General features: G+C 58.9%; 27 protein-coding genes and 1 pseudogene. 7 read left to right on the top strand and 21 right to left on the bottom strand.

Translation table 11 applies throughout. The features are described 5' to 3' along the window. Nucleotides 1–57: 57 nt before the first annotated feature. From P0D52_RS06660 to lpdA, 3 genes are all read right to left on the bottom strand, one after another. On the bottom strand, nt 58–726 hold the full coding sequence (locus tag P0D52_RS06660) for a hypothetical protein (protein WP_394694638.1): 669 nt from the start codon (nt 724–726) through the stop codon (nt 58–60). A 76-nt stretch (nt 727–802) separates the two neighbouring features. Next, nucleotides 803–1,153: a hypothetical protein gene (locus P0D52_RS06665; protein WP_394694639.1), complete on the bottom strand. Its 351-nt coding sequence runs from the start codon at nt 1,151–1,153 to the stop codon at nt 803–805. Nucleotides 1,154–1,174: 21 nt separating this feature from the next. After that, a complete protein-coding gene (lpdA, locus tag P0D52_RS06670) occupies nt 1,175–2,587 on the bottom strand; it encodes a dihydrolipoyl dehydrogenase (RefSeq protein WP_394694640.1) in 1,413 nt (470 codons plus the stop codon). A gap of 134 nt (nt 2,588–2,721) precedes the next feature. Between lpdA and P0D52_RS06675 the strand changes: the two genes are divergently transcribed. Next, a complete protein-coding gene (locus P0D52_RS06675) occupies nt 2,722–3,618 on the top strand; it encodes a haloalkane dehalogenase (RefSeq protein ID WP_394694641.1) in 897 nt (298 codons plus the stop codon). Nucleotides 3,619–3,709: 91 nt separating this feature from the next. On the opposite strand, the gene P0D52_RS06680 is transcribed toward P0D52_RS06675, so the two are convergent. From P0D52_RS06680 to tpiA, 16 genes and pseudogenes are all read right to left on the bottom strand, one after another. Further along, on the bottom strand, nt 3,710–4,072 hold the full coding sequence (locus tag P0D52_RS06680; RefSeq protein ID WP_394694642.1) for a cupin domain-containing protein: 363 nt from the start codon (nt 4,070–4,072) through the stop codon (nt 3,710–3,712). Then, nucleotides 4,072–5,418 carry a pyruvate dehydrogenase complex dihydrolipoamide acetyltransferase gene (locus tag P0D52_RS06685; RefSeq protein WP_394694643.1) on the bottom strand — a complete coding sequence of 449 codons (1,347 nt, stop codon included), beginning with the start codon at nt 5,416–5,418 and terminating at the stop codon, nt 4,072–4,074. The genes P0D52_RS06680 and P0D52_RS06685 overlap by 1 nt, the downstream gene beginning before the upstream one ends. A 1-nt stretch (nt 5,419) precedes the next feature. Then, on the bottom strand, nt 5,420–5,734 hold the full coding sequence (locus P0D52_RS06690) for a hypothetical protein (protein ID WP_394694644.1): 315 nt from the start codon (nt 5,732–5,734) through the stop codon (nt 5,420–5,422). Beyond that, nucleotides 5,731–6,129: a GFA family protein gene (locus P0D52_RS06695; RefSeq protein ID WP_394694645.1), complete on the bottom strand. Its 399-nt coding sequence runs from the start codon at nt 6,127–6,129 to the stop codon at nt 5,731–5,733. Before P0D52_RS06695 ends, P0D52_RS06690 begins: the two co-directional genes overlap by 4 nt. Continuing rightward, nucleotides 6,129–7,065 (bottom strand): annotated as a pseudogene (locus P0D52_RS06700) (biotin/lipoyl-containing protein). The gene P0D52_RS06695 and the pseudogene P0D52_RS06700 overlap by 1 nt, the downstream one beginning before the upstream one ends. Beyond that, a complete protein-coding gene (locus P0D52_RS06705) occupies nt 7,065–7,472 on the bottom strand; it encodes an MAPEG family protein (protein WP_394694646.1) in 408 nt (135 codons plus the stop codon). Before P0D52_RS06705 ends, P0D52_RS06700 begins: the two are co-directional and overlap by 1 nt. Continuing rightward, on the bottom strand, nt 7,472–7,870 hold the full coding sequence (locus P0D52_RS06710) for a nuclear transport factor 2 family protein (RefSeq protein ID WP_394694647.1): 399 nt from the start codon (nt 7,868–7,870) through the stop codon (nt 7,472–7,474). Before P0D52_RS06710 ends, P0D52_RS06705 begins: the two co-directional genes overlap by 1 nt. Continuing rightward, nucleotides 7,870–8,904 (bottom strand): pyruvate dehydrogenase (acetyl-transferring) E1 component subunit alpha, encoded by a 1,035-nt coding sequence (pdhA, locus tag P0D52_RS06715; RefSeq protein WP_394694648.1) that lies wholly within the window; start codon nt 8,902–8,904, stop codon nt 7,870–7,872. Before pdhA ends, P0D52_RS06710 begins: the two co-directional genes overlap by 1 nt. A gap of 104 nt (nt 8,905–9,008) precedes the next feature. Then, nucleotides 9,009–9,314, bottom strand: coding sequence for a septum formation initiator family protein (locus P0D52_RS06720; RefSeq protein ID WP_394694649.1), 306 nt, complete (start codon nt 9,312–9,314; stop codon nt 9,009–9,011). Between the two features lie 375 nt (nt 9,315–9,689). Beyond that, nucleotides 9,690–10,964: a phosphopyruvate hydratase gene (gene eno / locus P0D52_RS06725; RefSeq protein WP_394694650.1), complete on the bottom strand. Its 1,275-nt coding sequence runs from the start codon at nt 10,962–10,964 to the stop codon at nt 9,690–9,692. Nucleotides 10,965–11,071: 107 nt separating this feature from the next. Then, the gene (gene rpmF, locus P0D52_RS06730; RefSeq protein WP_394694651.1) at nt 11,072–11,254 is read right to left on the bottom strand and encodes a 50S ribosomal protein L32; all 183 of its coding nucleotides are present in this window, start codon (nt 11,252–11,254) and stop codon (nt 11,072–11,074) included. A 111-nt stretch (nt 11,255–11,365) separates the two neighbouring features. After that, on the bottom strand, nt 11,366–12,022 hold the full coding sequence (locus tag P0D52_RS06735) for a GIN domain-containing protein (RefSeq protein WP_394694652.1): 657 nt from the start codon (nt 12,020–12,022) through the stop codon (nt 11,366–11,368). A 77-nt stretch (nt 12,023–12,099) separates the two neighbouring features. Continuing rightward, on the bottom strand, nt 12,100–13,728 hold the full coding sequence (locus P0D52_RS06740; RefSeq protein ID WP_394694653.1) for a CTP synthase: 1,629 nt from the start codon (nt 13,726–13,728) through the stop codon (nt 12,100–12,102). A gap of 77 nt (nt 13,729–13,805) precedes the next feature. Beyond that, nucleotides 13,806–14,132 carry a preprotein translocase subunit SecG gene (secG, locus tag P0D52_RS06745; RefSeq protein WP_394694654.1) on the bottom strand — a complete coding sequence of 109 codons (327 nt, stop codon included), beginning with the start codon at nt 14,130–14,132 and terminating at the stop codon, nt 13,806–13,808. Between the two features lie 32 nt (nt 14,133–14,164). Next, nucleotides 14,165–15,148: a PleD family two-component system response regulator gene (locus P0D52_RS06750; RefSeq protein WP_394694655.1), complete on the bottom strand. Its 984-nt coding sequence runs from the start codon at nt 15,146–15,148 to the stop codon at nt 14,165–14,167. An 85-nt stretch (nt 15,149–15,233) separates the two neighbouring features. Next, a complete protein-coding gene (gene tpiA / locus P0D52_RS06755) occupies nt 15,234–15,950 on the bottom strand; it encodes a triose-phosphate isomerase (protein WP_394694656.1) in 717 nt (238 codons plus the stop codon). A 112-nt stretch (nt 15,951–16,062) separates the two neighbouring features. Here tpiA and P0D52_RS06760 point away from each other — a divergent pair, with 112 nt between their 5' ends. Both P0D52_RS06760 and trpE read left to right on the top strand, forming a co-directional pair. After that, nucleotides 16,063–17,976 (top strand): SurA N-terminal domain-containing protein, encoded by a 1,914-nt coding sequence (locus P0D52_RS06760; protein WP_394694657.1) that lies wholly within the window; start codon nt 16,063–16,065, stop codon nt 17,974–17,976. After that, the gene (gene trpE / locus P0D52_RS06765; protein WP_394694658.1) at nt 17,973–19,415 is read left to right on the top strand and encodes an anthranilate synthase component I; all 1,443 of its coding nucleotides are present in this window, start codon (nt 17,973–17,975) and stop codon (nt 19,413–19,415) included. The genes P0D52_RS06760 and trpE overlap by 4 nt, the downstream gene beginning before the upstream one ends. Here the strand turns inward: trpE and P0D52_RS06770 are convergent. Further along, the gene (locus tag P0D52_RS06770; protein WP_394694659.1) at nt 19,377–20,309 is read right to left on the bottom strand and encodes a divergent polysaccharide deacetylase family protein; all 933 of its coding nucleotides are present in this window, start codon (nt 20,307–20,309) and stop codon (nt 19,377–19,379) included. The genes trpE and P0D52_RS06770 overlap by 39 nt on opposite strands. Before the next feature lie 118 nt (nt 20,310–20,427). On the opposite strand from P0D52_RS06770, the gene P0D52_RS06775 reads away from it, so the two are divergent. From P0D52_RS06775 to P0D52_RS06790, 4 genes are all read left to right on the top strand, one after another. Beyond that, nucleotides 20,428–21,018, top strand: coding sequence for an anthranilate synthase component II (locus P0D52_RS06775; protein WP_394694660.1), 591 nt, complete (start codon nt 20,428–20,430; stop codon nt 21,016–21,018). After that, nucleotides 21,018–22,037, top strand: a complete 1,020-nt coding sequence (gene trpD, locus P0D52_RS06780; RefSeq protein ID WP_394694661.1) for an anthranilate phosphoribosyltransferase — start codon at nt 21,018–21,020, stop codon at nt 22,035–22,037. The genes P0D52_RS06775 and trpD overlap by 1 nt, the downstream gene beginning before the upstream one ends. After that, entirely contained in the window at nt 22,034–22,819 is a 786-nt protein-coding gene (trpC, locus tag P0D52_RS06785; protein ID WP_394694662.1) for an indole-3-glycerol phosphate synthase TrpC, read from the top strand. The genes trpD and trpC overlap by 4 nt, the downstream gene beginning before the upstream one ends. Before the next feature lie 91 nt (nt 22,820–22,910). Further along, entirely contained in the window at nt 22,911–23,783 is an 873-nt protein-coding gene (locus tag P0D52_RS06790) for a hypothetical protein (protein WP_394694663.1), read from the top strand. Nucleotides 23,784–23,903: 120 nt separating this feature from the next. Here the strand turns inward: P0D52_RS06790 and P0D52_RS06795 are convergent, their stop codons facing one another. Beyond that, a complete protein-coding gene (locus tag P0D52_RS06795) occupies nt 23,904–24,770 on the bottom strand; it encodes an IS1595 family transposase (protein WP_394694664.1) in 867 nt (288 codons plus the stop codon). Nucleotides 24,771–24,819: the final 49 nt, after the last annotated feature.

Genomic DNA, 24,819 nt, shown 5'->3' on the forward strand with positions numbered 1-24,819 from the left:
GCCCCTTCCAGCGGGCAATCTTGTTGTTTTTTGCGTTTGATGCAACCGGCTTTCGCTTTATCCGCGTGAAAGATGTTCGCAGTCACGCCCGTTCAGAGCCTCGAAATCATAGCTGCCATCCCAGTCCGGACGATCTTCAGCGATGATCGTCAAGGGGCCGGAGATTTGAGCATTGCGACGAATATCAACCTGGCTGGCACAGATATAGCCGCCCTGCTCTAACGCACCGGATATAACGATGCGGCCATTGCGGCCTTCACGTCCGCCACCGACAACGCGGACGGGGGATGCAAACCGGCCTTGAAGATTGAAGCGGGCACCGATGGCTTCCAGTTCGCCCAATACGTCGCCGTCAATCGTGGCCCGCGCGCCCATGACCTCCATGCGGCCACCGAAATAGCCGTTGAGATACATGGTTGCGCCGGCAACTTCCGTATTGCCGTCTACGCGGCCGGTGAACCGGATGCGGGCACCTTCCATGCTGAGGTCACCGCCGACGCGGGCGTCCGAAACGACATTGGCGCCGGCAAGCGACAGATCCCGATCGATATTGCCGCCGGCATCGACGAACATGCCGGCGTATTCGGCACTCCCGGTAGCATCGATGTCTCCGGCAGCGACAAGGCCGGCGCGGTCAATGGATCGGTTGCTTGCCGGTCCACTTGCAGAATAGCTGCAAGCGGTCAGAGCAAAGGTCGAAGCGGCAAGGCAAAGAATGGCTTTCATGATCAGGCTCCCATTATGGCCGCAATCCGGCCCTTTGGAAGAATGATGCAGGAAATACACGGATCGGATGCAGGTCTCAGTTGTCGTCGCTGAAAACGGTCGAGACGTTGGAAAAGCTCTGCTTGCTGGAACGCAGATTTCCGAGAGGCAGGAATCTGCCCACCAGTTTGACGATCAGAGCCGACAGCACAGCGCCAAGGGCGGAGAATATGCCGCCGGCAATCAACGAGATGAGCAGGCCGGTGATGAAGCCTCCGACACCATGGACCGGCTGGCCATTCCAGCTGACCGTGTCCATGCCGGCCAACGACAGGAAAGCCATCAGCGTACCGAACAGCATCCAGAAAGAAAGGCTGTTCCAGAAGAAGATCCGGAACAGAGAACCGAATGTCAAATGGCTGGCACCGATACCTGTTTCGTAAGCCATGTTGCCCTCCCTTCAGGCGATCTAGATGTGAATCACGCGGCCATAGGCATCGAGCACGCTCTCATGCATCATTTCCGAGAGCGTAGGGTGCGGGAAGATGGCGTGCATCAATTCCTGTTCAGTGGTTTCCAGCACCTTGCCGACCATAAAGCCCTGAATGAGCTCCGTGACTTCTGCGCCGACCATGTGCGCGCCGAGAAGCTCGCCTGTCTTGGCATCGAACACGGTCTTGATGAGGCCCTGATCCTCACCGAGCGCGATGGCCTTGCCATTACCGACAAACGGAAAGCGGCCGACTTTCACGTCGTGACCGGCGTCCTTGGCCTTGGCTTCCGTCAGGCCGACCGAAGCGATCTGCGGATGACAATAGGTGCAGCCGGGAATGTTGGAGGTGTCCATGGCATGCGGGTTTTTGCCCGCGATTTTTTCAACGCAGATAATGCCTTCATGGCTGGCCTTGTGCGCGAGCCAGGGCGGTCCGGCGATATCGCCAATGGCATAAAGTCCTTTGACACCGGTCGCGCCATATCCGTCGATGACGACATGGCCGCGTTCAATCTTGACGCCGAGGTCTTCGAGACCAAGGCCCTCGACATTGCCGGTGATTCCGATGGCGAGAATGACTTTTTCGACCTCGATCGTCTGGCTCTTGCCGTCTTTGGTCTTCACCGTGGCTTTCACTGATTTCGCGTCCTTGTCGAGTTTCTCGACCTGCGCGCCGGTGATGAGCTTCATCCCCTGCTTCTTGAACTGCTTGGCCGCAAAGGCGGAGATTTCCTCATCCTCGACGGGCAAGACACGGTCCATCATCTCGACCACGGTCACATCAGCGCCCATCGTCTTGTAGAAGCTGGCGAACTCGATGCCGATCGCGCCCGATCCGATCACCAGCAGGGATTTCGGCATCTCCTCCGGCACCATGGCTTCGCGATAGGTCCAGATATGTTTGCCGTCCGGCTCCAGTCCGGCCTGCGGGACGGTTCGGGCGCGCGCGCCGGTGGCCAGCACGACATGCTTGGCCTGATAGGATGCGTCCTTGCCGTCTTTCGCCTTGACGATGACTTTGGGGGCGGACGATCCCTTCTCCAGCCGCGCCGTCCCTTCGATGACCGTAATCTTGTTCTTCTTCATCAGATGGCCGATGCCACCGGAAAGCTGGCCCGCAACCTTGCGCGAGCGCTCGACCACTTTCTTGATGTCAAAGCTGATATCCTTGGCCGACAGGCCGAACTCATCTGCACGGTGCATCAGATGATAAACTTCGGAGGTTCGCAGCAGAGCCTTTGTCGGGATACAGCCCCAGTTTAGGCAGATACCGCCCAGCTTGTCGCGTTCGATGATGGCGGTTTTCATGCCCAGCTGAGCCGCGCGAATGGCGGTGACATAACCGCCCGGTCCACTACCGATCACGATGAGGTCGAATGCGTCCGCCATGCCTTGAAACTCCTGCGTAAATTCAGTGCCCGGTTTGGCGGTTGGTCACAGAAAAATCAATGCTTCAACCGCAAACCGGGTTTGCAGCCGGGTATTGTTTGCCCAAGGTGCACTCAAACCCGAGGGAGACCCAGATGACAATCGATGCACTTCGCACGCCGGACGACCGGTTCGCCAATCTGAAGGACTGGCATTACGACCCCCATTATATCGAGGATCTGCCGGGATATGAGGGCCTGCGCATGCATTATGTGGATGAGGGTCCGAAAGATGCACCCGTCTTCCTGTGCCTGCATGGCGAGCCGAGCTGGGCCTATCTCTATCGCAAGATGATGCCGGTGTTTCTCGACGCGGGCTACCGGGTGGTGGCGCCGGACTTTTTCGGCTTTGGCCGGTCTGACAAGCCGGTGAAGGATGAGGACTATACCTTCCACTTTCATCGCAATTCCCTGAAAGCCTTCATCGAATACATGGACCTCAAGGATGTCTGTCTGGTCTGTCAGGACTGGGGCGGCTTGCTGGGCTTGTCCGTGCCGATGGACTATCCGGATCGCTTCACGCGCCTTCTGGTCATGAATACCGGACTGGGGGTCGGCAAGGATCCCGGGCCGGGCTTCATGGCCTGGCGCGACTATGTCGCGACCAATCCGGAGTTCAATGTCGGCGATCTGATGAAGCGCGCCACGCCCATTCTCGACGATACAGAAGTGGCAGCCTATCAGGCCCCCTTCCCCGACCCGTCCTATATGGGTGGCGTACGGCGGTTCCCGATGCTGGTGCAAGTCTCGCCGGACATGGAAGGCGTGGACACCAATCTGAAGGCCGCAAAATTCTGGAACCAGGACTGGTCCGGCGACACCTTCATGGCAATTGGCATGCAGGATCCAGTGCTAGGCCCGCCCGCCATGCGCGCGCTACAGAAACTGATCAAGGGATGCCCCGAGCCCATGGAAATCGCCGATGGCGGCCATTTTGTTCAGGAATGGGGCGAGCCGATTGCGAAAGCGGCGCTGGAGACGTTTGGTATGTAGCCGCTGACTTTTCTCCCGTCATTGCCCGGCTTGTCCGGGCAATCTGAGAGAGTTTCAGATCCCCCGAATAAATCGGGGGATGACGGAACACTCATAATCGTTTCGCAACCACCGCCCGCTCATGCCCGGCATCACCGGTATTCAGGACGCCCTTGCGCTCGATCATCATGATCTCGGCGTAAGGCAAGGCGACGGGGCGATGTTGGAGGCCGGCCGGGACAACATAGATTTCGCCTTCGTCCAGAACCACGTCATCGCGGCCCTCCAGCTCCAGCTTCAGCCGGCCTTTGGTGACGAGGAAGAATTCGTCCTCTTCATCGTGCTTGTGCCAGACGAACTCGCCTTCGACCTTGGCGATCTTCACATCGTAATTGTCTAGCCCGGCGATGATTTTGGGCGTCCAGCGCTCATCGAACAGGGTGTGCTTTTCGGCGATGGAAACTTTGGTTTTCATCACATCAGCATCGTCATCGGGTCTTCGATGAAGCCCTTGAAGGCCGAGATCCACTTCGCTCCGGTAGCGCCGTCCACAACGCGGTGGTCGCAGGTCAGTGTGACCGTCATCACCGTCGCTTTGGCCAGAGCGCCATCCTTGACCACCGGACGTTCCTCGCCCGCGCCCACCGACAGGATCATGCCCTGCGGCGGATTGAGGATGGAGGCAAAGGATTTGATCCCCATCATGCCCAGATTGGACAGGCTGAACGTACCGCCCTGGAACTCTTCCGGCTTCAGCTTACGGTCTTTGGCGCGCGTTGCGAGGTCTTTCATTTCTGTCGAGATTTGTGCGAGGCCCTTGGCGTCCGCGTCAAAAATGATCGGTGTGATCAGACCGCCCTCAATGGCCACGGCCACCGAGACATCAGCATGCTTGTGGCGGGCGATACGGCCATCCTCGATCCACGAAGAATTGGCTTCCGGCACACGCTTCAGCGCGAGCCCGGACGCCTTGATCAATATGTCATTGACCGAGACCTTCACGCCCTCCGGGGCTTTCTCATTGACCTGCTTGCGGAAAGCCAGCAGCGCATCCAGTTCGCAATCCACGGTCAGCGGGAAGTGCGGCACATCGCGGAAGCTGTCGGTCAGACGTTTGGCCGAAATCTTTGTGATGCCATCGGCTTTCTCGACCGTGTAGCGATCTTCGGAAATGCCATAGCGCGCCAGAGGCGCATCCTCGCTGATCTCTTTCGGCGCATCCTGGGCAGCCGCTTTCGGCGCCTCTGATTTCACCGGTTCCGGCTTGCCGTCAAAGTTTTCAATATCGCGCTTGACGATACGACCATTCGGTCCGGAACCGTCGACGTCCTTGAGATCGATCCCCGCCTGTTCGGCCATCCGTTTGGCGAGTGGCGAGGCCTTGATCCGGCCATCATTTTTATCGTCTTTTGAGGACGACTGTGACTTTACGGCAGGCTTATCGTCCGCCTTGCTTTCCGGTTTCGCGGACTTTTCGTCCTTTCCCGTCTTCTTGTCGCCGGCATCGTCATCTGCCGTGTCAGACGACACATCAGGTCCGCCCTCGGGCGAGTAATCCTTGAGCGCGCTCTTGTCTTCGCCGTCTTCCAGAAGCAGGGCGATGACGGCATTCACCTTCACGCCATCCGTGCCTTCATCAACAAGGATTTTTCCAACGACGCCCTCATCGACGGCTTCGACTTCCATCGTTGCCTTGTCGGTTTCGATTTCGGCCAGCAGGTCACCGGAGCTGACCGTATCGCCTTCCTTCACCAGCCATTTGGAGAGCGTGCCCTCTTCCATGGTGGGCGACAGGGCGGGCATGAGGATTTCTATCGGCATTCTAATTCCTCTCGGCGGAAGCGGGCGTCAGGTCGATCGCGGCTTGCGTGATTTCATCCGCGCCCTGATCGCCCATCACCCGGTAAATAATGAGGCAGGCTTCCAGGCCTGCATATTGATCGATGTCACCGGCGACGATTTTTGCAGTGCAATGGGCGCGCGCCGCTTCCGGCTGCCCGGCCCAGCTCTCCTGCAAGCGGTCCAGCGCCCCGGCTTCGCGCGTCAGGCAGGCCCGGTCGCCGCGGCAGATCGTGTCCGGCTCGAGGACGGGAAAGGCCGGCGACAATGCCTGCGACAGAAAGAGGGCGGCGATCATGCGCTCATCTCCGGATTGATCTCGTTCACATTCTTTTCCCAGTTGGCACCGTCAAAATCCACGATCCGGCCGGAAATGCCCTGATCACTGTCGAAGCAGCGCAGATTGATCGAAACCTTGCCCGGATGGGAGCGCGGATAATACCAGCTCTTCACCCCGCAGGTCGGGCAGAAGAGATGCTTCGCCTGATGCGTATTGAAGGTGTACTCGCTTTGCGCGCCCTCGCCCTTTTCCAGATGGAATTGCTCCGGCTCGACGATGACATGGATGAAGCCCGTCATCGCACAGATCGAGCAATTGCACGACAGCGCGACAATCTCGTCCGGCAGATCAGCCGTGAAGCGCACCGCGCCACAATGGCAGCCACCGCTGCGGGGTTTGGTGGGCGCTGCCATCAGTCCACGTAACAGACTTGTTTCGCCGCGCGGACGACATCGTCCTTGCCCGGCAGGGAGAGTTTTTCGAGATTGCCGGCATAGGGCAGAGGCACGTCCTTTTGATGCACGCGCGCAGGCGGCGCATCGAGATACTCGTGTTCGAGGAAGACGACCGGGTTCGGATCACGGATGGCGGCTTTCAGTAGCCCCTTGGCGTCCGCCGCATCATAGGGCGCGATCACTTTCAGGCCGGGCACAGACGCATACCAGGCCGAATAGTCCTGACTGTGCTGGGCGCCCACGCGAGACGCCGCGCCGTTCGGGCCGCGGAACACCATCGGGCAGCCCATCTGGCCGCCGGACATGTAAAGGGTCTTCGCGGCCGAGTTGATGATGTGGTCGATCGCCTGCATGGCGAAGTTGAAGGTCATGAACGACGAAAACCGTGTCGTCACGGCGCATTTCCTCGGCCATTGCATCGCGCAAGGCATCGCGCACCGTGGTCGGGACCATATCGGTGCCATCGGGAATTTCGGGGTCTGACGCGGCCGGCTTAGCGTGACGCACAGGCTCGGGGGCGGCGTCGGCGCTTTCGTCTTCGGCTTCGCCGTCGTCCTGGTCTGAATCTGAAGAGTCATCTTCTTCGTCCGATTGGGCCGATTTGGCGCCGCCGCCATCCGTCGAATAGGAATCCAGATCGCTCTCGTCCTCGCCCTCCTCCAGCAGGAGCGCGATGGGCTCATTGACCTTCACGCCTTCCGTGCCTTCGGCGACGAGTAATTTGCCGACCTTGCCCTCTTCCACGGCCTCGACTTCCATCGTGGCCTTGTCGGTCTCGATCTCGGCCAAAAGATCGCCGGAAGAGACGGTATCACCTTCCTTCACCAGCCATTTGGCAAGATTGCCCTCTTCCATCGTCGGCGAGAGCGCTGGCATCAAAACTTCAATTGGCATCAGGCGGCTCCGGTAAAGGGCAGGACTTGCAGGAAGATGAGGACAATACCCGTCAGGCCGGCCGCCCAGACGAGCGTGCGCAGCCAAGGAATCCCGAACCAGTAGATCGGGGCATAGACGATACGCGCGGCGAGAAACAGGCCGGCACCAAGCTCGGTCATGCCGTTCAGATTATCGGTGACGTAAGCGACCAGGACGAGCGGCACGAACATCATCAGGGATTCAACCATGTTGGCATTGGCGCGGCGCGCCCGGCCGAGCATGACGCCCTTATCTGTTATGCCATCGCGGCTGCCGGCCATGGCGGCCGGCTTGTTTTCGATGTTGGACAGGAAAGCCTGTACCGCAATCATCACGAAATAGAGGGCGATCGCGGATACGAGATAGGAGAGTTCCAGAGGCATCATCAGGCGATTTCCTTCTTGAAGGCCAGCGCGTGTTCGCGCATGCGGGTGGCAAATTCGATATAGGTATTCATGGGGCGGATTAGGACTTCGATACGGATCATACGGCCATCTTCGCCGAGCGTGATCTTGTCGATCCCGACGAGGCCTTTTCCAGCGACCGTGCCGGTAAATTCCAGAATGATGCCGTTCTCCTTCACCCATTCCTCCCGATAGGCAAAGTCATCAATCGTATCGATAACGCCTTGCAGGATGTGAATGAGATAGGCCTTGTCGCTCGTCGGCTTCCAGACGACTGGCGAATGCAATTCGCAGCCCTCCGCAATGATGGACGACAACAGCGCCGCATCCTTGCTGAGGACGGCCTTGTGCCAGAGATGGAGGAATTCAGCGGGTGTCATCAGCTCTCCACCAAAACGTCGGTGTAGAGTTCGGACGGATCGGGCTCGGGGCTTTCCTTGGCGAAATCTGCCGAGGCGTTGACGATAGCCTTCACGTCCTTGTCGATTTTCTTGAGATCGTCGTCAGTGGCGAATTTCTCCTTCAGGAGGCGTTCCTTCGCGCCCTCGATGGGGTCGTGGTGCGAGCGGATATCGTCGACCTCTTCACGGGTCCGGTATTTCGCCGGGTCGGACATGGAGTGACCACGATAGCGATAGGTCTTCATTTCCAGAATGAACGGGCCCTTGCCCTCCATGCAATGCTTGCGCGCCTTCGCGGCGGCTTCCCGCACGGCGATGACGTCCATGCCGTCGACTTCGATGCCGGGAATGCCAAAGGACGCGCCACGCTTGTGCAGGTGCGTTTCGGATGAGGCGCGTTTCACCGAGGTGCCCATGGCGTACTGGTTGTTCTCGATGATGTAGACCACCGGCAGATCCCAGAGCTTGGCCATGTTGAAGCTCTCATAGACCTGGCCCTGATTGGCCGCGCCGTCGCCGAAATACGTCGCGCAGACCTTGCCGTTCTTCTTGTACTTGTCAGAGAAGGCCAGCCCGGTGCCGATGGAGACCTGAGCGCCGACGATGCCATGACCGCCGAAGAACTGCTTGTCGCGGCTGAACATGTGCATGGAGCCTCCCTTGCCGCGTGAATAACCGCCTTCGCGCCCGGTCAGCTCGGCCATCACGCCATTCGGATCCATGCCGGTGGCCAGCATGTGGCCGTGGTCGCGATACCCCGTGATGACCTGATCGCCCTCGTCGAGCGCTGCCTGCACACCGACAACAACGGCTTCCTGGCCAATATAGAGGTGGCAAAAACCGGCAATCAGACCCATGCCGTAAAGCTGGCCCGCCTTCTCCTCGAAACGGCGGATCATCAGCATGTCGCGGTAATAGGTCAGAAGGTCGTTCTTGGTGACCTTGGCCTCTGGCCCCTTGGCCCGCTTTGCAGCGGTGTCGGTCGTCCGGTCAGCAGATTTCTTTGCAGCCATTCTTTCGTATGTGAACTAAAGTCCACACTCCCTGATCTTTGGCTTGGCCATAACAGGAAGTTGCCGCTTACGGCAAGCTGCAATTTCGTGATTTGAACGGGTGTTTAACGCTCGCGCGGCGTCTCTATGTCCACCACAAAATCGCGCGGGTGCGCGATATTCAGCAAGGCGGTGGCGCGCTCCTCGACATAGTCGAGGTCGAGACTGTCCGAGCGGAGCCGCGCGGCGCGCACTTCCAGAGCTTCCCGTTCGGCGCGGGCCTCGGCCAGCTCGATCTCGGCCTCGTTGATCTGGTTCTTGACCACGATCCAGTTCAGAACGCCCTGTTCGCCATTGAGGGCGTGATAGCCGAAATAGGCGATCATCGCGGCAAACAGCATGGATGGAAAAAGTCGTTTCAGGGATTGCATCCGGCTGCCCACCTCATTCACCAAGTCTGAAATCGGCCAGGTTCATCCCGGCTCGTTTTCTGATGAGGCATTGAACCTCAACAGGGTGAATCAAGGGTTACGGGGATCGAATTAATCGTCCTTGTGGCGGTTACGGATTCGGCCACCCGAACCACCGAGCAGGATCAGCAGCGCAAACATCCACCAATAATTCGATATGAAGTCCAGCATGAGCGCTCCTCGCCTGGAACACTCACCTCATTCACGTATCAAACAAAGCGGGAATGACGCCTGCGCCATCCCCTGCCCTTATTTGCGACCATTGCGATTTGTGCCGGCCGCAAACACGAAAAGGAAAAGTATCGTCAGAAACCAGAATAATCCCAAAGCGAACGCCTACATTGCGATCGGATCCGCGCCGGCATAAAGCGCCTGTGCGCCGAGCTGTGCTTCAATGCGCAGCAGCTGGTTGTATTTCGCGGTGCGGTCCGAGCGCGCCAGGGAGCCGGTCTTGATCTGACCGCAGTTCAGCGCCACGGCGAGGTCGGCGATGGTGGTGTCTTCGGTTTCGCCCGAACGGTGGCTCATCACCGCGCCATAGCCAGAGCGCAGGGCCATTTCGACCGCATCCATGGTTTCAGACAGGGTGCCGATCTGGTTGACCTTCACGAGCACAGCGGAGGCCGCGCCCATTTCGATACCCTTTGCCAGGCGCACCGGATTGGTCACGAACAGATCATCGCCGACCAGCTGGGCCTTGCCGCTGACCGCTTCGGTCAGCGCGACCCAACCGTCCCAATCATCTTCGGCCATGCCGTCTTCGATGGAAATGATGGGATAGTCATTGGCCAGCTTGGCGAGATAGGCTGCGAAGGCTTCGGCATCATGCGTCACGCCCGCGCCTTCGAGCACGTATTTGCCGTCCTTGTAGAATTCGGTCGAAGCCACATCCAGCGCCAGACCGATTTCATCACCCGGCTTGAAGCCGGCCGACTCGATCGCCGCCATAACAAAATCGAGTGCTTCTTCGGCGCTTTTCAGATTGGGCGCAAAACCACCCTCATCCCCGACATTGGTATTGTGGCCGTCCGCCTTCAGGCGCGATTTCAGCGCGTGGAAAATCTCGACACCCTGACGCAGCCCCTCCGAGAAGCTGGGCGCGCCGATCGGCATGATCATGAATTCCTGGAAATCGATCGGGTTGTCCGCATGGGCGCCGCCATTGACGATATTCATCATCGGCGTCGGCAATACGCGGGCATTGATGCCGCCGATATAGCGATAAAGCGGGAGTGCCAGAGAGTTCGCCGCGGCCTTGGCGGTGGCCAGAGACACGCCCAGAAGCGCGTTGGCGCCCAGACGGCTCTTGTTGTCGGTTCCGTCCAGAGCAATCAGCGTATCGTCGATATCGCGCTGCTGTTCGGCATCCATGCCGCCAATCGCGTCGAAAATCTCGGATTCAACCGCTTCAACCGCCTTCTGGACGCCTTTGCCATTATAGCGCTCGCCGCCATCGCGCATCTCGACGGCTTCGTGTGCGCCGGTTGACGCGCCGGACGGCACAGCCGCACGGCCCATGCTGCCATCTTCGAGGACGACATCGACCTCGACCGTGGGATTACCCCGGCTGTCGAGAATTTCACGGCCAATAATGTCGACGATTGCAGTCATGGAAGCGCTCCGGGTTCAAAGTCAGTGTCCGGGCGCGTCATAAAAGAAAAACGCGCGGGCGCAAGCCCACGCGTTCATCCGAATTCCAAATGAAACCTCAGAAGACCCTAGTCTTCCTTCGGCTCCAGAATTTGCTTGCCGCGATACATGCCGGTCTTCAGATCAATATGGTGAGGACGGCGCAATTCGCCAGAGTCCTGATCTTCCACGTAGGAAGGATTAGCCAGCTTGTGGTGGCTGCGGCGCATCCCGCGCTTGGACGGGGTCGTTTTTCTCTTGGGGACCGCCATAGGTCTCTCCGGTCGTTAAGTGAACAGGTAACGCAGGGACACCCCCGCGAAGACCGGGGCGTATAGCCTCACTCACCGGCGAACGCAACCGCCTTGGTGCATGGACTGCGGCTAATTCGACCGACGGCTGCCTGCGCGGACATTTCCGCCGGTGCTGGACCGCACGCTCAGGCTTTGTGGCCGCGTGATCGACCGGATATCCGCGCCGGTCGAGGCATTCGCCACCAGTTCGTCGCGGGCATCAATTGTGACGGTTGCACCGGTAGAGGCATTCGCGCGAATTGTGCCACACGCCAAATCCCGTCCGTCGAGATCAGAGCCGGTCGACACATTGATTCGTGCCGTCCCACAGGTGCCGGAAAACTCCGCATCGGCACCGGTCGAGACCCGGATCGCAATATCATCCCCCTCCAGCGCACTGATATTTGCGTCAATGCCGCGAGAGAATTCGAAGGAGCTGACGCCCGGGCCGCTCACATAGACCGTCAGGTTCAAATGCCGCCGCCGGCCAAACCACCCCAGTGCGCCGCGGTCCTGCCGGATTTCCAGCGTATCGCCCCGCAGATCGATTTCGATATCGTCGATATCGTCCACATCGCCTTCAAATCGCAGGCTGGCGACATCCGACGGTTCAAAACGGATGTCGAAATTTCCGCCCGCATCGAGATGGCGAAAGTTGTCTATCGAGCGTTGGGTGGTGGCTGATTGCGCTGCGGCCGTTCCCGCCAGCCCGATCGCAACAAGGGCACTGAAAGCGTATTTCATCATGGTCTTCTCCCGTCCTGACACGCGTCGTCAGTTCAGGGATGCACCTGCTCCGGCAATTGGATGCAACCGAATGAAAATCAGACCAGCCGGCTTTGCTCGACAGCGGCCTTGATGAAGCTGGCAAAAAGCGGGTGCGGCTCAAACGGGCGGGATTTCAGCTCCGGATGGTATTGCACGCCAATGAACCAGGGATGGTCTTCCAACTCCACCGTTTCCGGTAGAACGCCATCAGGTGACAGGCCCGCAAATTTGAGCCCGGCGGCTTCCAGCTGTTCGCGATAGGCGATATTGACCTCATAACGATGCCGGTGACGTTCCTCGATCTGGGATGAGCCGTAGATTTCGTGAATCCGGCTCCCCTCTTTCAGCGTCGCCTTGTAGGCGCCCAGCCGCATCGAGCCACCCAGATCATCATCGCTGCCGCGACGCTCGATATCATTTCCGCGCGTCCACTCGGTCATCAGGCCGATCAGGGGCTCTTCGGTCGGGCCAAACTCCGAGGAATTGGCTTTCTCGAGGCCGGCGAGATGGCGAGCCGCTTCGATCACGGCCATCTGCATGCCAAAGCAAATTCCGAAATACGGAATCTTGCGTTCGCGCGCAAAGCGGACTGCGGCAATCTTGCCCTCGGCGCCGCGCTCACCAAATCCGCCCGGCACGAGAATGCCATGAACATTCTCCAGCGGTGCGAAGGTGTCCGCGTTATCGAACTGTGCGGAATCCAACCATTTGAGCTTCACCTTCACATTATTGGCAATACCGCCATGGGTGAGGGCTTCGTTGAGCGATTTATAGGCATCGAGAAGGCCGGTATATTTTCCAACAACACCGATTGTGACTTCGCCGTCCGGCTCGTGAATGGTGCGGGAAATCGCTTCCCAGCGCGACAGATCGGGCTCCGGTGCGTCCTCGATACGGAAACGCTTCAGAACCTCGCTATCGAGGCCCTGGCCGTGATATTCCAGCGGCACATCATACAATGACGATGCGTCCTGACCTTCGATGACGGCTGATTCCGGCACGTTGCAGAAGAGCGCTATCTTGCGGCGATCACCGGGATCCAGCGGTTGCTCACAACGGCAGAGAAGAATGTCGGGCTGGATACCAATGGACCGCAATTCCTTGACGGAGTGCTGGGTCGGCTTGGTTTTCATCTCGCCGGCGACCTTGATGTAAGGCAGCAGGGTAACGTGCAGGAATATGGCGTTGTCCCGGCCCAGCTCCTGGCCCAGCTGACGGATGGCTTCAAAGAAGGGCAAGCCTTCGATATCGCCCACGGTGCCGCCGATCTCGCACAGCACGAAATCCACGTCGCCGGCGTCCGACAGCACGAAATTCTTGATGGCGTCGGTGACGTGCGGAATCACCTGCACGGTCGCGCCCAGATAATCGCCGCGGCGTTCGCGTTCGATAATGGTCGAATAGATGCGGCCCGTCGTGATGTTGTCGCTTTGCGCAGCGGCGACGCCGGTAAAACGCTCATAATGGCCCAGATCCAGATCGGTCTCGGCCCCGTCATCGGTCACATACACCTCACCATGCTGGTAAGGCGACATGGTTCCCGGATCGACATTCAGATAGGGGTCCAGCTTGCGCAGGCGGACTTTATATCCACGCGCCTGAAGCAAAGCACCGAGTGCGGCGGAGGCGAGGCCTTTTCCAAGCGAGGAGACCACGCCGCCAGTGATGAAGATATATCGCGGCATGGGAATTCTGAATAACCCAGATTCGGACGCAGCGAAAGCGCGCCATCCGTCAGTTCATTGGAAATGTCAGTGAAAGACTAGCGTTCGTCCGGCAGGGATGGCGTCGAAGTATCTTCCTCGATCGTCAGATCAAGCGTTTGAGCATCGTCTTCAACCTCGTCGAAAACGCTGCGTCCCTGTGCATCCACGCCGGCCACAATCGCCAATATAATCGACAGGGCAAAGAAAGCAGCCCCGAGGAAGGTGGTCGAGCGGGTCAGCACGGTCGCTGCGCCGCGGCTCGACATCATGCCGCCACCGCCGCCGCCAATGCCCAGCGCACCACCATCGGAGCGCTGCATCAGAACCACGCCTACCAGCCCGGCCGAAACCAGAAGCTGAATGATCAAAAGTACTGTCATCATGGCAAAATCGCCGCCTTCTTCGGGAACCCCGTCTACATGGTGGCGGCTTTTAGCGCAGGCAAGTCCTGAACGCTACTCCCCGGAGCGGCGGATGACAGCCGCGTTCGCAGAGCCTGCACTGTCGACGAGATTTCATTCTCTGCTTTTTCCAGTGACTGACCGTTCGCATAAGCGGCATAGGTCCCGATCGCCAACTCTTTCGCCAGGCGGAAATTCTTGACGTTTCTCTCATCCGGATTGCGGAAGTTACGGGCGTGATCAATCAGGGCCTCTGCCACCTGCACGGCATCATACCGTCCGCATTGTTCCAGCTGATCACGCAATTCGCGAGCTGTCTTCATCATGTCAGCGGGGTCAAAGGCTTTCGCCGGCCCCGCCTTGGAATCAAATTGTAATTCCGTGGTAACAACAATTCGCATGGCGAGACGCCGGATCCGTTCGCCTTCAATCTGCTTTTTTGTTTCGCGAATGCCCATATAGGCCTCGCGCAATTGCTCTTCATCGCCATCGGCTTTCGCCTGAAGCGTATTCGGTACGATCACTGAGTCATTGGCTTCCGCCGCCCGGTCACCGGATCGGCGGTCCGGGCCGACATAATCGCTGGTGACCACAAAGGCCTTGCGCTTGCGGATCATTGTCCGGATTCGTTCTTCGGCAAATAGCGTCGAGAACGGGCGGACAATGACATCATCTGCGCCGGACTCGATCGCCAGACGTACGTGTGCGCCATCGCGCGTCCAGGACGTCAACGCAATCACGGCATAGGGATTGGGCGTCATCTCGCCGCGCCGGATCATGCGGACCAACTTGAATATATCAACTTTGGGAGCCGAGCATTCGGCAACGATCATGTCCCAGCTATTGTCGCGCAACTGGCGCTGGAACTCATCAACGGCGCTGGTGGCTTCAATGGAGCGAAATCCAATTTCATTCAGTGCATAGCGCGTGGTGCGCAAATTTACGTGCACGGGATCGAAAAGCAGGACTGACGCGCGCTGAAGATCCATTTCCGCCATTGATTTCACCCCGAACCCTATAGGTAGTCGAGTTCAATTCATGCCGGAAAATGATTGATATCGGCTTACGACGACGTTTCGAATCTTACGGGGCGGCCTCGATAATTGCACCAAAATCTGCCGCTTTCAGGCTGGCGCCACCCACAAGCGCGCCGTCCACATCGTTAAGTGACAGGATGTCTGCCGCATTCGCCGGTTTCACCGATCCGCCATACAGGATTTGCGTCGTCGCTCCGTCTGGCAGCTTCGAGCGGATGAAGGCGTGCATTGCCGCGATATCGTCCAGCGAGGCTGTCAATCCGGTCCCAATCGCCCAGACCGGCTCATAGGCGATAACATAAGCCGTGCTTCCTGGAAGTGACTGGTGCAGTTGCTCGCCCACGACCGCTTCGGCCTTCCCCTCACGACGGTCGGATTCGCTTTCGCCCACGCAAATCATGGGAACCAGCCCCGCTGCCTGCGCCGCTTCTGCTTTCGCGCGGACCAGCTCGCTGCTCTCGCCGTGATCTGCCCGGCGTTCGGAATGCCCGACGATGACATAACTGGCCCCGGCATCGCGCAGCATTTCCGCTGAAATATCGCCGGTGTGCGCGCCGGACGGGTGAATATGACAATCCTGTCCGCCGATTTTAACGGGCCCTGCGATTTCTGCAGCGCTGACAATCAACGTCGCCGGCGGGGCTAGCAGAACATCCACATTGCGCCGGGAATGGGCTGCGGGACGGATTTCCTCTAGAAATCCAAGTGATTGGCGTAAACCATTCATTTTCCAATTGCCTGCGATCAGCATACGGCGCGCCATTCACCCCTCCTCCGGTCTGATTCCGTTGCACCGGACAATGACGGCGCGCTTGCGGCCTGTAAACGCCGCCGCTAGTTTCCGGCACTCACGCAAGAATATCGGGCTCTCGTCAATGCTTTCTGTCGTTCGCAATGCCATTAAAAACCCCATTTTCGTCGTCATCATCGGGTTGATGATTGTGAGCTTCGCGCTCTGGGGCGTGAATGACATCTTCCAAGCGCCGGGCACCGCCGTCACCACGGTCGGCAATGAGCGCGTGACGGTTTACGAATTGTCACGGGACTTCGACCGCGCCGTACAGCGCGAGCGGGAAGAAAACCCGAGTTATACGCAGGAGCAGGCCCGTGCAGACGGTCTGGGCGACACCGTTCTGAACCAGCTGGTGCTCGATGCCATGCTGCGCTCTCAGGCCCGCTCTCTGGGGATTTCCGCCTCCAACGCAGCCGTTCGTAACGAAATCATCGGGTTTGAGGCGTTCGTCGACCCGATCACTGGCGGTTTTGACCGCCTCGGATACCAAAATTATCTGGCCAGTGCCGGTCAGCGCGAAAACCAGTTCGAGGAAGAAATCCGGAACGATATCGTTTTGCGCCAGCTGACCGAAGGGCTGTTCGATGGCATTCGCCAGCCCGATGTCTATCGCACCATTCTGACCCGCTATCTGTCGGAAACCCGGGACCTGGAAGCGCTGATCATATCCCCGTCTGCGGCGGGTGAAATCGGCGAACCGACCGATGAGCAACTCCAGACGACGATTGACGAAAATCCGCAATTCTTCACGACGCCGGCGCGGCGTGGATTCACCATCATGCGTCTGAGAATTGAAGATTATCTCGGCAACGTCACCGTCGATGAAACGCAGATCGCCGAGCAATACGAGTATGAACTTGAGGTGGGCGCCATCGGCACACCCGCCACCCGTACCTACACCCAGATTTCTTTCGATAATGAGAGCGCCGCCCGTGAAGCGGCCGAACGCCTGGGTAATGACGAAGACCCGGCGGCGATTGCCGCTGACCTTGGCGGTAATCCGCCATCGCGTCAGGAAGACCGGCAATCCTATCAGGTGCCGGACGAACAGGTGCGAGATGCGCTGTTTGAAATGGCCGCCGGCGACACGATTGCCGTGGAAACGCGGTTTGGCAGCTGGTTTGCCATCGTCGTCGAGGCGGCGCAGGACGATGACATTCCGACACTCGAAGAGCGGAGTGCTGAAATCCGCGATGAGCTGGCCCGGGCCGCGGCTGAAGATGCCCTGTACGCAGACCTTGGCGCTTATGAAGAGGCACGGGGTAGCGGCTTCAACATCGAGGAATCCGCTCTGGCTGCGGACCTGCCCTATGCGGTCTACCAACCTGTCGACAATCAGGGCCGTGATGATGATGGCCGCTTTGCCTTTGTTTTCTTCCAAGAACAGGATGTTCTGGAGGCCATTTTTGCCAGCCCGACCCTGATTGATGGCGAACTGACCGAATATGGCGACGGCAATTTCTTTGCCGCGCGCGTAGATGTGGTTGAAGAACCACGGGTCCGGACGCTGGAAGAGGCCCGCGATGATGCCGAAACTGTCTGGCGTTTGCAGGAGATCGATTCCCGCCTCGAGGCACTTGCCAACGAGGTTGTTGAACTCGTGGAGAGCGGACAGACGCTCGACGCCATCGCAGCCGCCAATCCGGATTTCCGCGTCGAACAGGCCAGCCTGCGTCGGGACCAGACGGCGGATAATTTCAGCCGCCAGGTTGTGTCCCTGGCCTTCGGTCTTGATGTCGGTGAAATGGAAGCGACCCGGACGGGTTCCGGCCGGTCGCACATGGTGCTTCGCGTCAATGCCGCGCGGGATGGCGAAATCCCGCAGCCGGAAGTTCTGGCGCAGGTCGAGGACTTCCTGAACCAGGGATATCGCCGGGATATCGATTCCAGCCTGGTGTCGGCCCTTTATCGCGAATTCGACTATGATGGTTCGGCCGTCAATGTGCAGCTGCGCGATCAGGCTCTGGGCGTGGTCGATCCTAACGCAATCCAGTGACGCAGACCGGCTTCGCGGGCTCTTCTGGCAGACTGGTCTCGGTCAATCGGGTTGATGACCTGACCACGCCGGTTGCTGCCTTTCTCAAACTGGCAAGAGACCGCAAGAACGCTTTCCTGCTTGAATCCGTTGAGGGCGGGTCTTTTCGGGGGCGGTTTTCGGCCATCGGCATGGATCCGGACCTCATCTGGACGGTCGAAAAGGGTCAGCCCTTTCTTCAGGAACCGGAATCGGGCCTTGCGCCAAAACCGGATGGCCGCGACCCTGTTGCGTCGCTCCGGAATCTGATCTCGGAGGCACAGCTTCCAGAACTTGCCGGTATTCCGTCGATTGCATCCGGCCTCTTTGGCTATGTCGGATATGACCTGATCCGGGCGATCGAGCCCCTGCCCGACACGCAAGCCGATGATCCAGCGGGCATTCCGGAAGCCCGGCTGATCCGGCCGCGCGTGGTGATCGTGTTTGATGCCCTCAAACAGGAAATCACCGCTTATGGACGGGTGGTTGCAGGCGCGTCGGAAAATGAGGTGCGGCACCGCTTGCAAGGCCTGCTCGACCAACTCGATGCACCTTTGCCTGCCTCCGGAACGGGTCCCGAGCAATCGATCGCGCCGGTCTCCACCTTCGATGCAGACGCCTATCGCGCCAGTGTTGATCGGATCAAACAGCACATCAAAGCCGGGGATATTTTCCAGGGCGTTCTCAGCCAGCGCTTTTCATCCGGCTTCGATCTGCCGGCCTTTGCGCTTTACCGCGCGTTGCGCCGGCTCAATCCCTCCCCCTTTCTGTTCCACTTCCAGTTTGACGGTTATGCCGTGACGGGGTCGAGCCCGGAAATTCTGGTCCGCCTGCGCGACGGCAGAGTCACAGTCCGTCCGATCGCCGGCACACGCCCACGCGGCGCCGACCCTGCCGAGGATGCGGCGCTGGAAGCTGATCTTCTGGCGGACCCGAAGGAGCGCGCCGAGCACATGATGTTGCTGGATCTGGGCCGCAATGATGTCGGCCGGGTCGCAAAAGCGGGTACAATCCGCATCACGGAACGCGAAATCGTCGAGCGCTACAGCCACGTCATGCACATTGTCTCCAATGTCGAAGGCGAGCTGGCTGACGGCGAAGACGCAATATCTGCCCTGTTTGCCGGGTTTCCGGCGGGCACAGTGTCCGGCGCGCCAAAAGTGCGGGCCATGCAGATACTCGATGAAATCGAGCCGTACCGGCGCGGTTATTATGCCGGCGCTGCCGGATATTTCAGCGCCGATGGCAATATGGACATGGCGATCACGCTTCGAACTGCGCTGGTCAAGGACGGCCAGATGCATGTTCAGGCGGGAGCCGGGATTGTGCTCGATTCAGATCCGGAAGCGGAACGTCAGGAATGCATCAACAAGGCGCAGGCCCTATTCCGCGCCGCCGAACAGGCCCACCGCTTCGTCTGATCTTTCCGCCAGTTCCGCTGATTCCCGGATTGCCTCGGCGTATTCTGACATGGTCACAAAACGGACCGATTGCGCCGCCTCGCCCTGAAGCCAGCTTTCCAGAGCTTCGAGCGTGCCCGTGCGCGGGTGGCCGATGGCGATGGCCTGCCCGTTTCGATGCGCCGCTGCGACCAGTGCATCCAGAGAAGCCGTAACCGCATCGGCATCGTGATCGATGAATATATCGCGGCGATAGGAGATCAGCCCAAGCTCGTCGGCAATTCTGCCGGCGCGGCTGCGGCCTGAAGTCAGGGAATCGAGAAAGATCAGATCACGGCCTGCAAGTGGCGTCAGGGCCGCGCGCATGGCCGCGGCCTCGGCGGTAAAGGCACTGCCCATATGATTGTTCAGCCCGATGGCTCCCGGCACACGTTCCAGCGCGGCATTCACCCGGCGGGCCATTTCATCCGGCGGCAGATAACGCGTCAGTGCCCCCGGCCCCGGGTCTTCGAGGCCAAAAGGCTCCATCGGCATGTGCAGGAAAACAGCATGGCCATTGGCTGCCGCTGCCCGAGCCAGGTCGGGTGTCGCTTCTGCATACGGCAGAAATGACAGGGTCAGCGGGACATTCAGCGCCATGGTGCGGCGCGTCAGTTGCGGATCAATCCCGGCATCATCGATCACAAGAGCGACGACCGGGCGCAGATCGGGTTGAACCTCCTCCACCACGGCTATCGGCGCTTCAACGGATGGAGCCACCATCGCTATGGACTCCGCCGGGAAATCCACCGCACGTGTCTCCGCTTCTGCCGTGCTGCGGCCAAACTCGAATGCCGCCGCCCCCGCCATGAAGGCCAGAGCCGCGATCAGGCCGGACACCAGAGGCGTCGAAGGATGAAGGGTGCGCTTGCGCATGACATAACCCACACACCGCTTCGGTTAACGTCTCGTTTACCCGCAATTACCGCATTGCAGCATTGCACGCGGCAGGCGCTTGCCTAGATTACCGCGCAAACCAACGGGACCGGCCTTCATGCTGCTGATCATCGACAATTATGACAGCTTCACCTTCAACCTCGTGCATTATTTCGAGGAATTGGGAGCGAAGACCCATGTCATCCGGAATGATGTGATGTCAGCGGCCGATGCGCTGGCGCTCAAGCCTGCCGCCATCTGCCTGTCGCCGGGCCCGGGGCGTCCCGAAGACGCGGGAATCTGCATGGATATACTGCGCACTGCACCGGATGAACTGCCCATCCTTGGCGTCTGCCTCGGCCATCAATGCATGGGCGAGATATTTGGCGGACAGACCGTTCAGGCCAAGGCGATCATGCACGGCAAAACCAGCGATATCACACATGATGGAAGCGGCGTTTTTGCCGGATTACCCAGCCCGTTTGGCGTAGCGCGCTATCATTCTCTGGCCGTGGCAGGCCTGCCTGATAACAGCGGGATGATCATCAATGCCCGCACCGCCGACGGCGAAAACATGGCCATGCGCCATAAATCGCGGCCGCTACACGGCGTACAGTTTCATCCTGAATCCATTGCGTCCCAATACGGGCATGATGTGCTCGCCAATTTCATGACACTGGCCGGTCTGCCGGTGAAGGAGATCGCCTGATGAGCGCGCTTCATAACTGCCTGCAATCGCTCTCTCGCGGCGAACACCCTGAAGCGGACGACATTGCCGGGGCTTTTGACCTGTTGATGGAGGGCGAAGCCGGAGAAGCCGAGATCGGCGGCTTCCTCATTGGCCTCGCCGCTGTCGGCGAAACGCCTGACGATCTCGCCATCGGTGCCAGAGCGCTGCGCAAGCGGATGAAGGGGATCACTGCCCCCGCCGGCGCCATCGATACTTGCGGCACAGGCGGCGATGCGAAGGGCACCTACAATATCTCCACGGCGGCCGCGATTGTCGCCGCGGGCGCCGGCGCAAAGGTGGCCAAACATGGCAACCGCGCGGCATCGTCCCAATCGGGCTCATCGGAAGTTCTGGCCGCGCTGGGCATCAATCTGGAAGCGACGCCTGATCAGGTGGAGCGTTCGGTCAGGGAGGCCGGTGCCGGTTTCCTGTTTGCGCCCGCGCACCATTCCGCCGTGCGCCATGTCGGCGGCGCACGTAAAGCGCTGCGATCGCGGACGATTTTCAACCTTTTGGGGCCGATGGCGAACCCCGCCGGAGCCAAACGTCAATTGCTGGGCGTGTTTGATGCCCGCTGGCAGGAGCCGGTCGCAAAAGCCTTGCACACGCTGGGCTGTGAATTTGCCTGGGTGGTGCATGGTTCGGATGGTCTGGATGAAATCACCACGACCGGCGAAACCCGTGTGGTTGAGCTTGATAATGGCCAGATCACCGAATTCACGCTGCAGCCGTCCGATGCCGGCCTGCCCCAGGCTGTGATCGAAGACCTGATCGGCGGCACTCCGCAAGAAAACGCAGCCGCCCTGCGTGCCCTTCTGGACGGCCAGCCGTCGGCCTATCGCGATATCGTCGTCATGAACGCGGCCGCAGCGCTCATCGTCGCCGGGCTCGCCAGGAATCTGAAGGACGGTGCGCAGATGGCCGCTGCTGCCATTGATGGCGGCGCTGCAAAAGCAACACTGGAGACGATGGCGCAGATTTCCCGAGGCGAAGCGTGAACGCGCTTCGCAAGATCGAGGCCTACAAGCGCGATGAAATTGCCGCCGAGAAAGCGGTTTTCAGCAATGCACGCCTGGACGAGATGATCGCCGCATGCGGTCCGGCGCGCGATTTTGAAGGCGCATTGACCGCCAAGGCCGGCGCCTCAGGCATCGCCCTGATTGCCGAAATCAAGAAAGCCAGCCCGTCCAAGGGACTGATACGGGATGATTTTGATCCCGCATCTCTGGCCAAGGCCTATGCCGATGGCGGGGCGGCCTGCCTGTCGGTTCTAACCGATCAACCCAGTTTTCAGGGACATCCGGACTATCTCGCTCAGGCGCGTGGCGCTGTGTCCCTGCCCGCCCTTCGTAAGGACTTCCTGCTCGATGTCTGGCAGGCCAAACAATCGCGGGCGCTGGGCGCAGATGCGATCCTGGTGATCATGGCCAGCGTAGACGACGCGCTGGCGCTGGATCTGGTTCAGGCGGCGCAGGATCTCGGCATGGCCGCCCTGATCGAAACCCATGATGCGGCCGAGCTCGAGCGGGCCCTCGCCCTGCCCTCGAAATTGATTGGCGTGAATAATCGCGACCTCACGACATTCGAGACGTCTCTCTCGACCTTCAAGAACCTCGCGGCGAATATTCCGGCAGATCGATTCGCCATTGCCGAGAGCGGTATCGCCACGCATGCGGATGTCGTCCGGCTCAAGGCCGCTGGCGCCAAAGGCCTGCTCGTCGGAGAAAGCCTGATGCGGCAAGCGGATGTGACAGAGGCGACGCGTCAACTTCTGGGCTGATCGCCGTTTACTTGACGTCCCATATATCCCCTTGAGGTATGTGACGTTATGACGACTCCACAAACTCACTTGGAACGTGCATTCATTGGGGATGAATCAGAGCGACAGATATTGGATTACAGCGACGACCATGTTGTTTGGGCTTGGTCTTGCGGTTCTGGACATTGCGATGCCTGATCTAGACCCGAACCACAGCCGCATTCTACTAATTGTCGCCTTCATCTTAATAGGGTTAGGAATTATAACCGGCGCGTGGTCGATCATTCTATGGCTTCGAAAAACGGGAATGCCGAACTGGCTGCGGAAATTCGTTAATCTACGCATCGATATTTATGATCGGCGGAACCTTCGGTCGCTTTCAGAAAACGATACAAATCCACCCACTCCGCCAGTAGGGCCAACAAAAAGCGAGCTAAAATCATATCGCTCACCACCTAAGCAGCCCTCTTTGCGCGTTGATAAAGGCTTTCAGCCTAGTTCGAATGTTGTGCCAGAAAGTGCCGATTTGGTTCCAAATGGCATCAAGGTCGCGGGAATACACACCGTAGACGGCGTGGATCTGTGGTTAGAAGTTGCTTTCAGAAACCGCTCGCCTCGTCGTTTGAAGCTGAAGGGGTGCGGTTGGGACTACAATATTGATGGGCGGCAACATCAAACCGGCAAGGCAAGTTCGGGATTTACTTCCCCTGTAAATCCGGAGACTAGTGAAAAAATTCGATCCGGTCGCGTGCGGATTTACAAGCCCTCTGACACCTTTTCGGCGATGCTGTCTTATGCGCTGGAGTTTGGCGGCGTAGATGAAGAAACACCCGAGGCCGTTATGAAGGTCGATTATGAGGTATCTATTTCCAATGTTCCGGAATTGTTGGTCGGCGGGCGTCAAGTTGGAAAGACGTTTTATGTTGAAGGTGTTAATGTGCAAAAAGAAAGCGTTGAATATCTGAAGCCTGTTCAGGAGGGTTGAGCATGTCCAGAGGCCGATACCTATCCCTAGAAGAAGCCCGCAAGAGCGGCCAGCTAGAGCGTTTTGCTGCGGAACACTACCGCACGGCAGACGGTGCTAGATTTGACGCTCTGACGGAGGCTATGGCCGCTGGAAAGCCGACAGCAAAAGCGGGAACATCATCTGCGGCTGGTTCCGCAGGTTGTACCGAAACTCCGCCTCGCCGAGATAAGTAGGCAGGTGCTTGGGGCTTACCCAGATATGGGTGCCTTTGACCATCCGCTTAACGCCTGACCAGAACGCTTCGATATTGTTGGTATGCGCATCGCCGCGAACGTACTCTTTAGCGCTGTGATTGACGCTTTCATGGAAGAAGCCCCAGTTACGAAGGCCGCGATAGGTTGACCAGTCGTCAGTCATAACGCGCGTACCTTCTGCGATGCACTGACGAATGATAGGGACCAGAGTTTTAGCGTAGCGGTTTGGAACAACGCGGGTCACGACTTCGCCGCGACGTTCGATCATGCCGAGTACAACGGTCTTGTCCTCATGGCCGCGCTTATCCTTACCGCCGATGAATGTCTCATCGACCTCTACAGCCTGACCACGGCCCCCTAGGGTGCCTTCACCGTCCACATAGCCCATGTATTCGCGGATCAGCTTCGCCATACGCCATGCCGTCTTGTACGTAACGCCAAGCTGGCGCTGCAATTCCTTTGCGGCAACACCGTTGCGCGTCGTGGTGAACAGGAACATTGCGTAGAACCATTTTTGAAGCGGCGTCCGCGAGCGTTCAAACGGCGTATCGACCATTGGATGCAGGTGATGGCCGCAATTACATGTGTAGGCAGGCATATTCGCCAGCCGACCGAACTTGCCGACCTGTCCACACTTAGGGCAGACCGGCTCATCGCCGAAACGGGTCCGAAACAGGTGATCCAGACAGGCATCATCATCGGGGAATTGCCCGAAAAAGTCCTGAATTGTCATCGCCTTGGTCTTAGTCATTTGTCCTATCTCCTATGCCTAGGAATATAGGATAACTGGCTACATACGT

The organism is Hyphobacterium sp. (assembly GCF_043584775.1).
Lineage (GTDB): Bacteria > Pseudomonadota > Alphaproteobacteria > Caulobacterales > Maricaulaceae > Hyphobacterium.

Excerpts from the sequence above, each read along its gene's own strand:
- P0D52_RS06660 (WP_394694638.1), bottom strand. The coding sequence starts at position 726 with ATGAAAGCCATTCTTTGCCTTGCCGCTTCGACCTTTGCTCTGACCGCT.
- secG (WP_394694654.1), bottom strand. The coding sequence starts at position 14,132 with ATGATGACAGTACTTTTGATCATTCAGCTTCTGGTTTCGGCCGGGCTG.
- pdhA (WP_394694648.1), bottom strand. The coding sequence starts at position 8,904 with ATGGCTGCAAAGAAATCTGCTGACCGGACGACCGACACCGCTGCAAAG.
- lpdA (WP_394694640.1), bottom strand. The coding sequence starts at position 2,587 with ATGGCGGACGCATTCGACCTCATCGTGATCGGTAGTGGACCGGGCGGT.
- trpD (WP_394694661.1), top strand. The coding sequence starts at position 21,018 with ATGAGCGCGCTTCATAACTGCCTGCAATCGCTCTCTCGCGGCGAACAC.
- P0D52_RS06735 (WP_394694652.1), bottom strand. The coding sequence starts at position 12,022 with ATGATGAAATACGCTTTCAGTGCCCTTGTTGCGATCGGGCTGGCGGGA.
- P0D52_RS06695 (WP_394694645.1), bottom strand. The coding sequence starts at position 6,129 with ATGGCAGCGCCCACCAAACCCCGCAGCGGTGGCTGCCATTGTGGCGCG.
- P0D52_RS06790 (WP_394694663.1), top strand. The coding sequence starts at position 22,911 with ATGAATCAGAGCGACAGATATTGGATTACAGCGACGACCATGTTGTTT.
- P0D52_RS06710 (WP_394694647.1), bottom strand. The coding sequence starts at position 7,870 with ATGACACCCGCTGAATTCCTCCATCTCTGGCACAAGGCCGTCCTCAGC.
- P0D52_RS06705 (WP_394694646.1), bottom strand. The coding sequence starts at position 7,472 with ATGATGCCTCTGGAACTCTCCTATCTCGTATCCGCGATCGCCCTCTAT.
- rpmF (WP_394694651.1), bottom strand. The coding sequence starts at position 11,254 with ATGGCGGTCCCCAAGAGAAAAACGACCCCGTCCAAGCGCGGGATGCGC.
- P0D52_RS06680 (WP_394694642.1), bottom strand. The coding sequence starts at position 4,072 with ATGAAAACCAAAGTTTCCATCGCCGAAAAGCACACCCTGTTCGATGAG.
- P0D52_RS06740 (WP_394694653.1), bottom strand. The coding sequence starts at position 13,728 with ATGCCGCGATATATCTTCATCACTGGCGGCGTGGTCTCCTCGCTTGGA.
- P0D52_RS06750 (WP_394694655.1), bottom strand. The coding sequence starts at position 15,148 with ATGGCGGAAATGGATCTTCAGCGCGCGTCAGTCCTGCTTTTCGATCCC.
- P0D52_RS06720 (WP_394694649.1), bottom strand. The coding sequence starts at position 9,314 with ATGCAATCCCTGAAACGACTTTTTCCATCCATGCTGTTTGCCGCGATG.
- P0D52_RS06795 (WP_394694664.1), bottom strand. The coding sequence starts at position 24,770 with ATGACTAAGACCAAGGCGATGACAATTCAGGACTTTTTCGGGCAATTC.
- P0D52_RS06770 (WP_394694659.1), bottom strand. The coding sequence starts at position 20,309 with ATGCGCAAGCGCACCCTTCATCCTTCGACGCCTCTGGTGTCCGGCCTG.
- eno (WP_394694650.1), bottom strand. The coding sequence starts at position 10,964 with ATGACTGCAATCGTCGACATTATTGGCCGTGAAATTCTCGACAGCCGG.
- P0D52_RS06760 (WP_394694657.1), top strand. The coding sequence starts at position 16,063 with ATGCTTTCTGTCGTTCGCAATGCCATTAAAAACCCCATTTTCGTCGTC.
- P0D52_RS06675 (WP_394694641.1), top strand. The coding sequence starts at position 2,722 with ATGACAATCGATGCACTTCGCACGCCGGACGACCGGTTCGCCAATCTG.
- P0D52_RS06775 (WP_394694660.1), top strand. The coding sequence starts at position 20,428 with ATGCTGCTGATCATCGACAATTATGACAGCTTCACCTTCAACCTCGTG.
- P0D52_RS06690 (WP_394694644.1), bottom strand. The coding sequence starts at position 5,734 with ATGATCGCCGCCCTCTTTCTGTCGCAGGCATTGTCGCCGGCCTTTCCC.
- tpiA (WP_394694656.1), bottom strand. The coding sequence starts at position 15,950 with ATGGCGCGCCGTATGCTGATCGCAGGCAATTGGAAAATGAATGGTTTA.
- P0D52_RS06685 (WP_394694643.1), bottom strand. The coding sequence starts at position 5,418 with ATGCCGATAGAAATCCTCATGCCCGCCCTGTCGCCCACCATGGAAGAG.
- P0D52_RS06665 (WP_394694639.1), bottom strand. The coding sequence starts at position 1,153 with ATGGCTTACGAAACAGGTATCGGTGCCAGCCATTTGACATTCGGTTCT.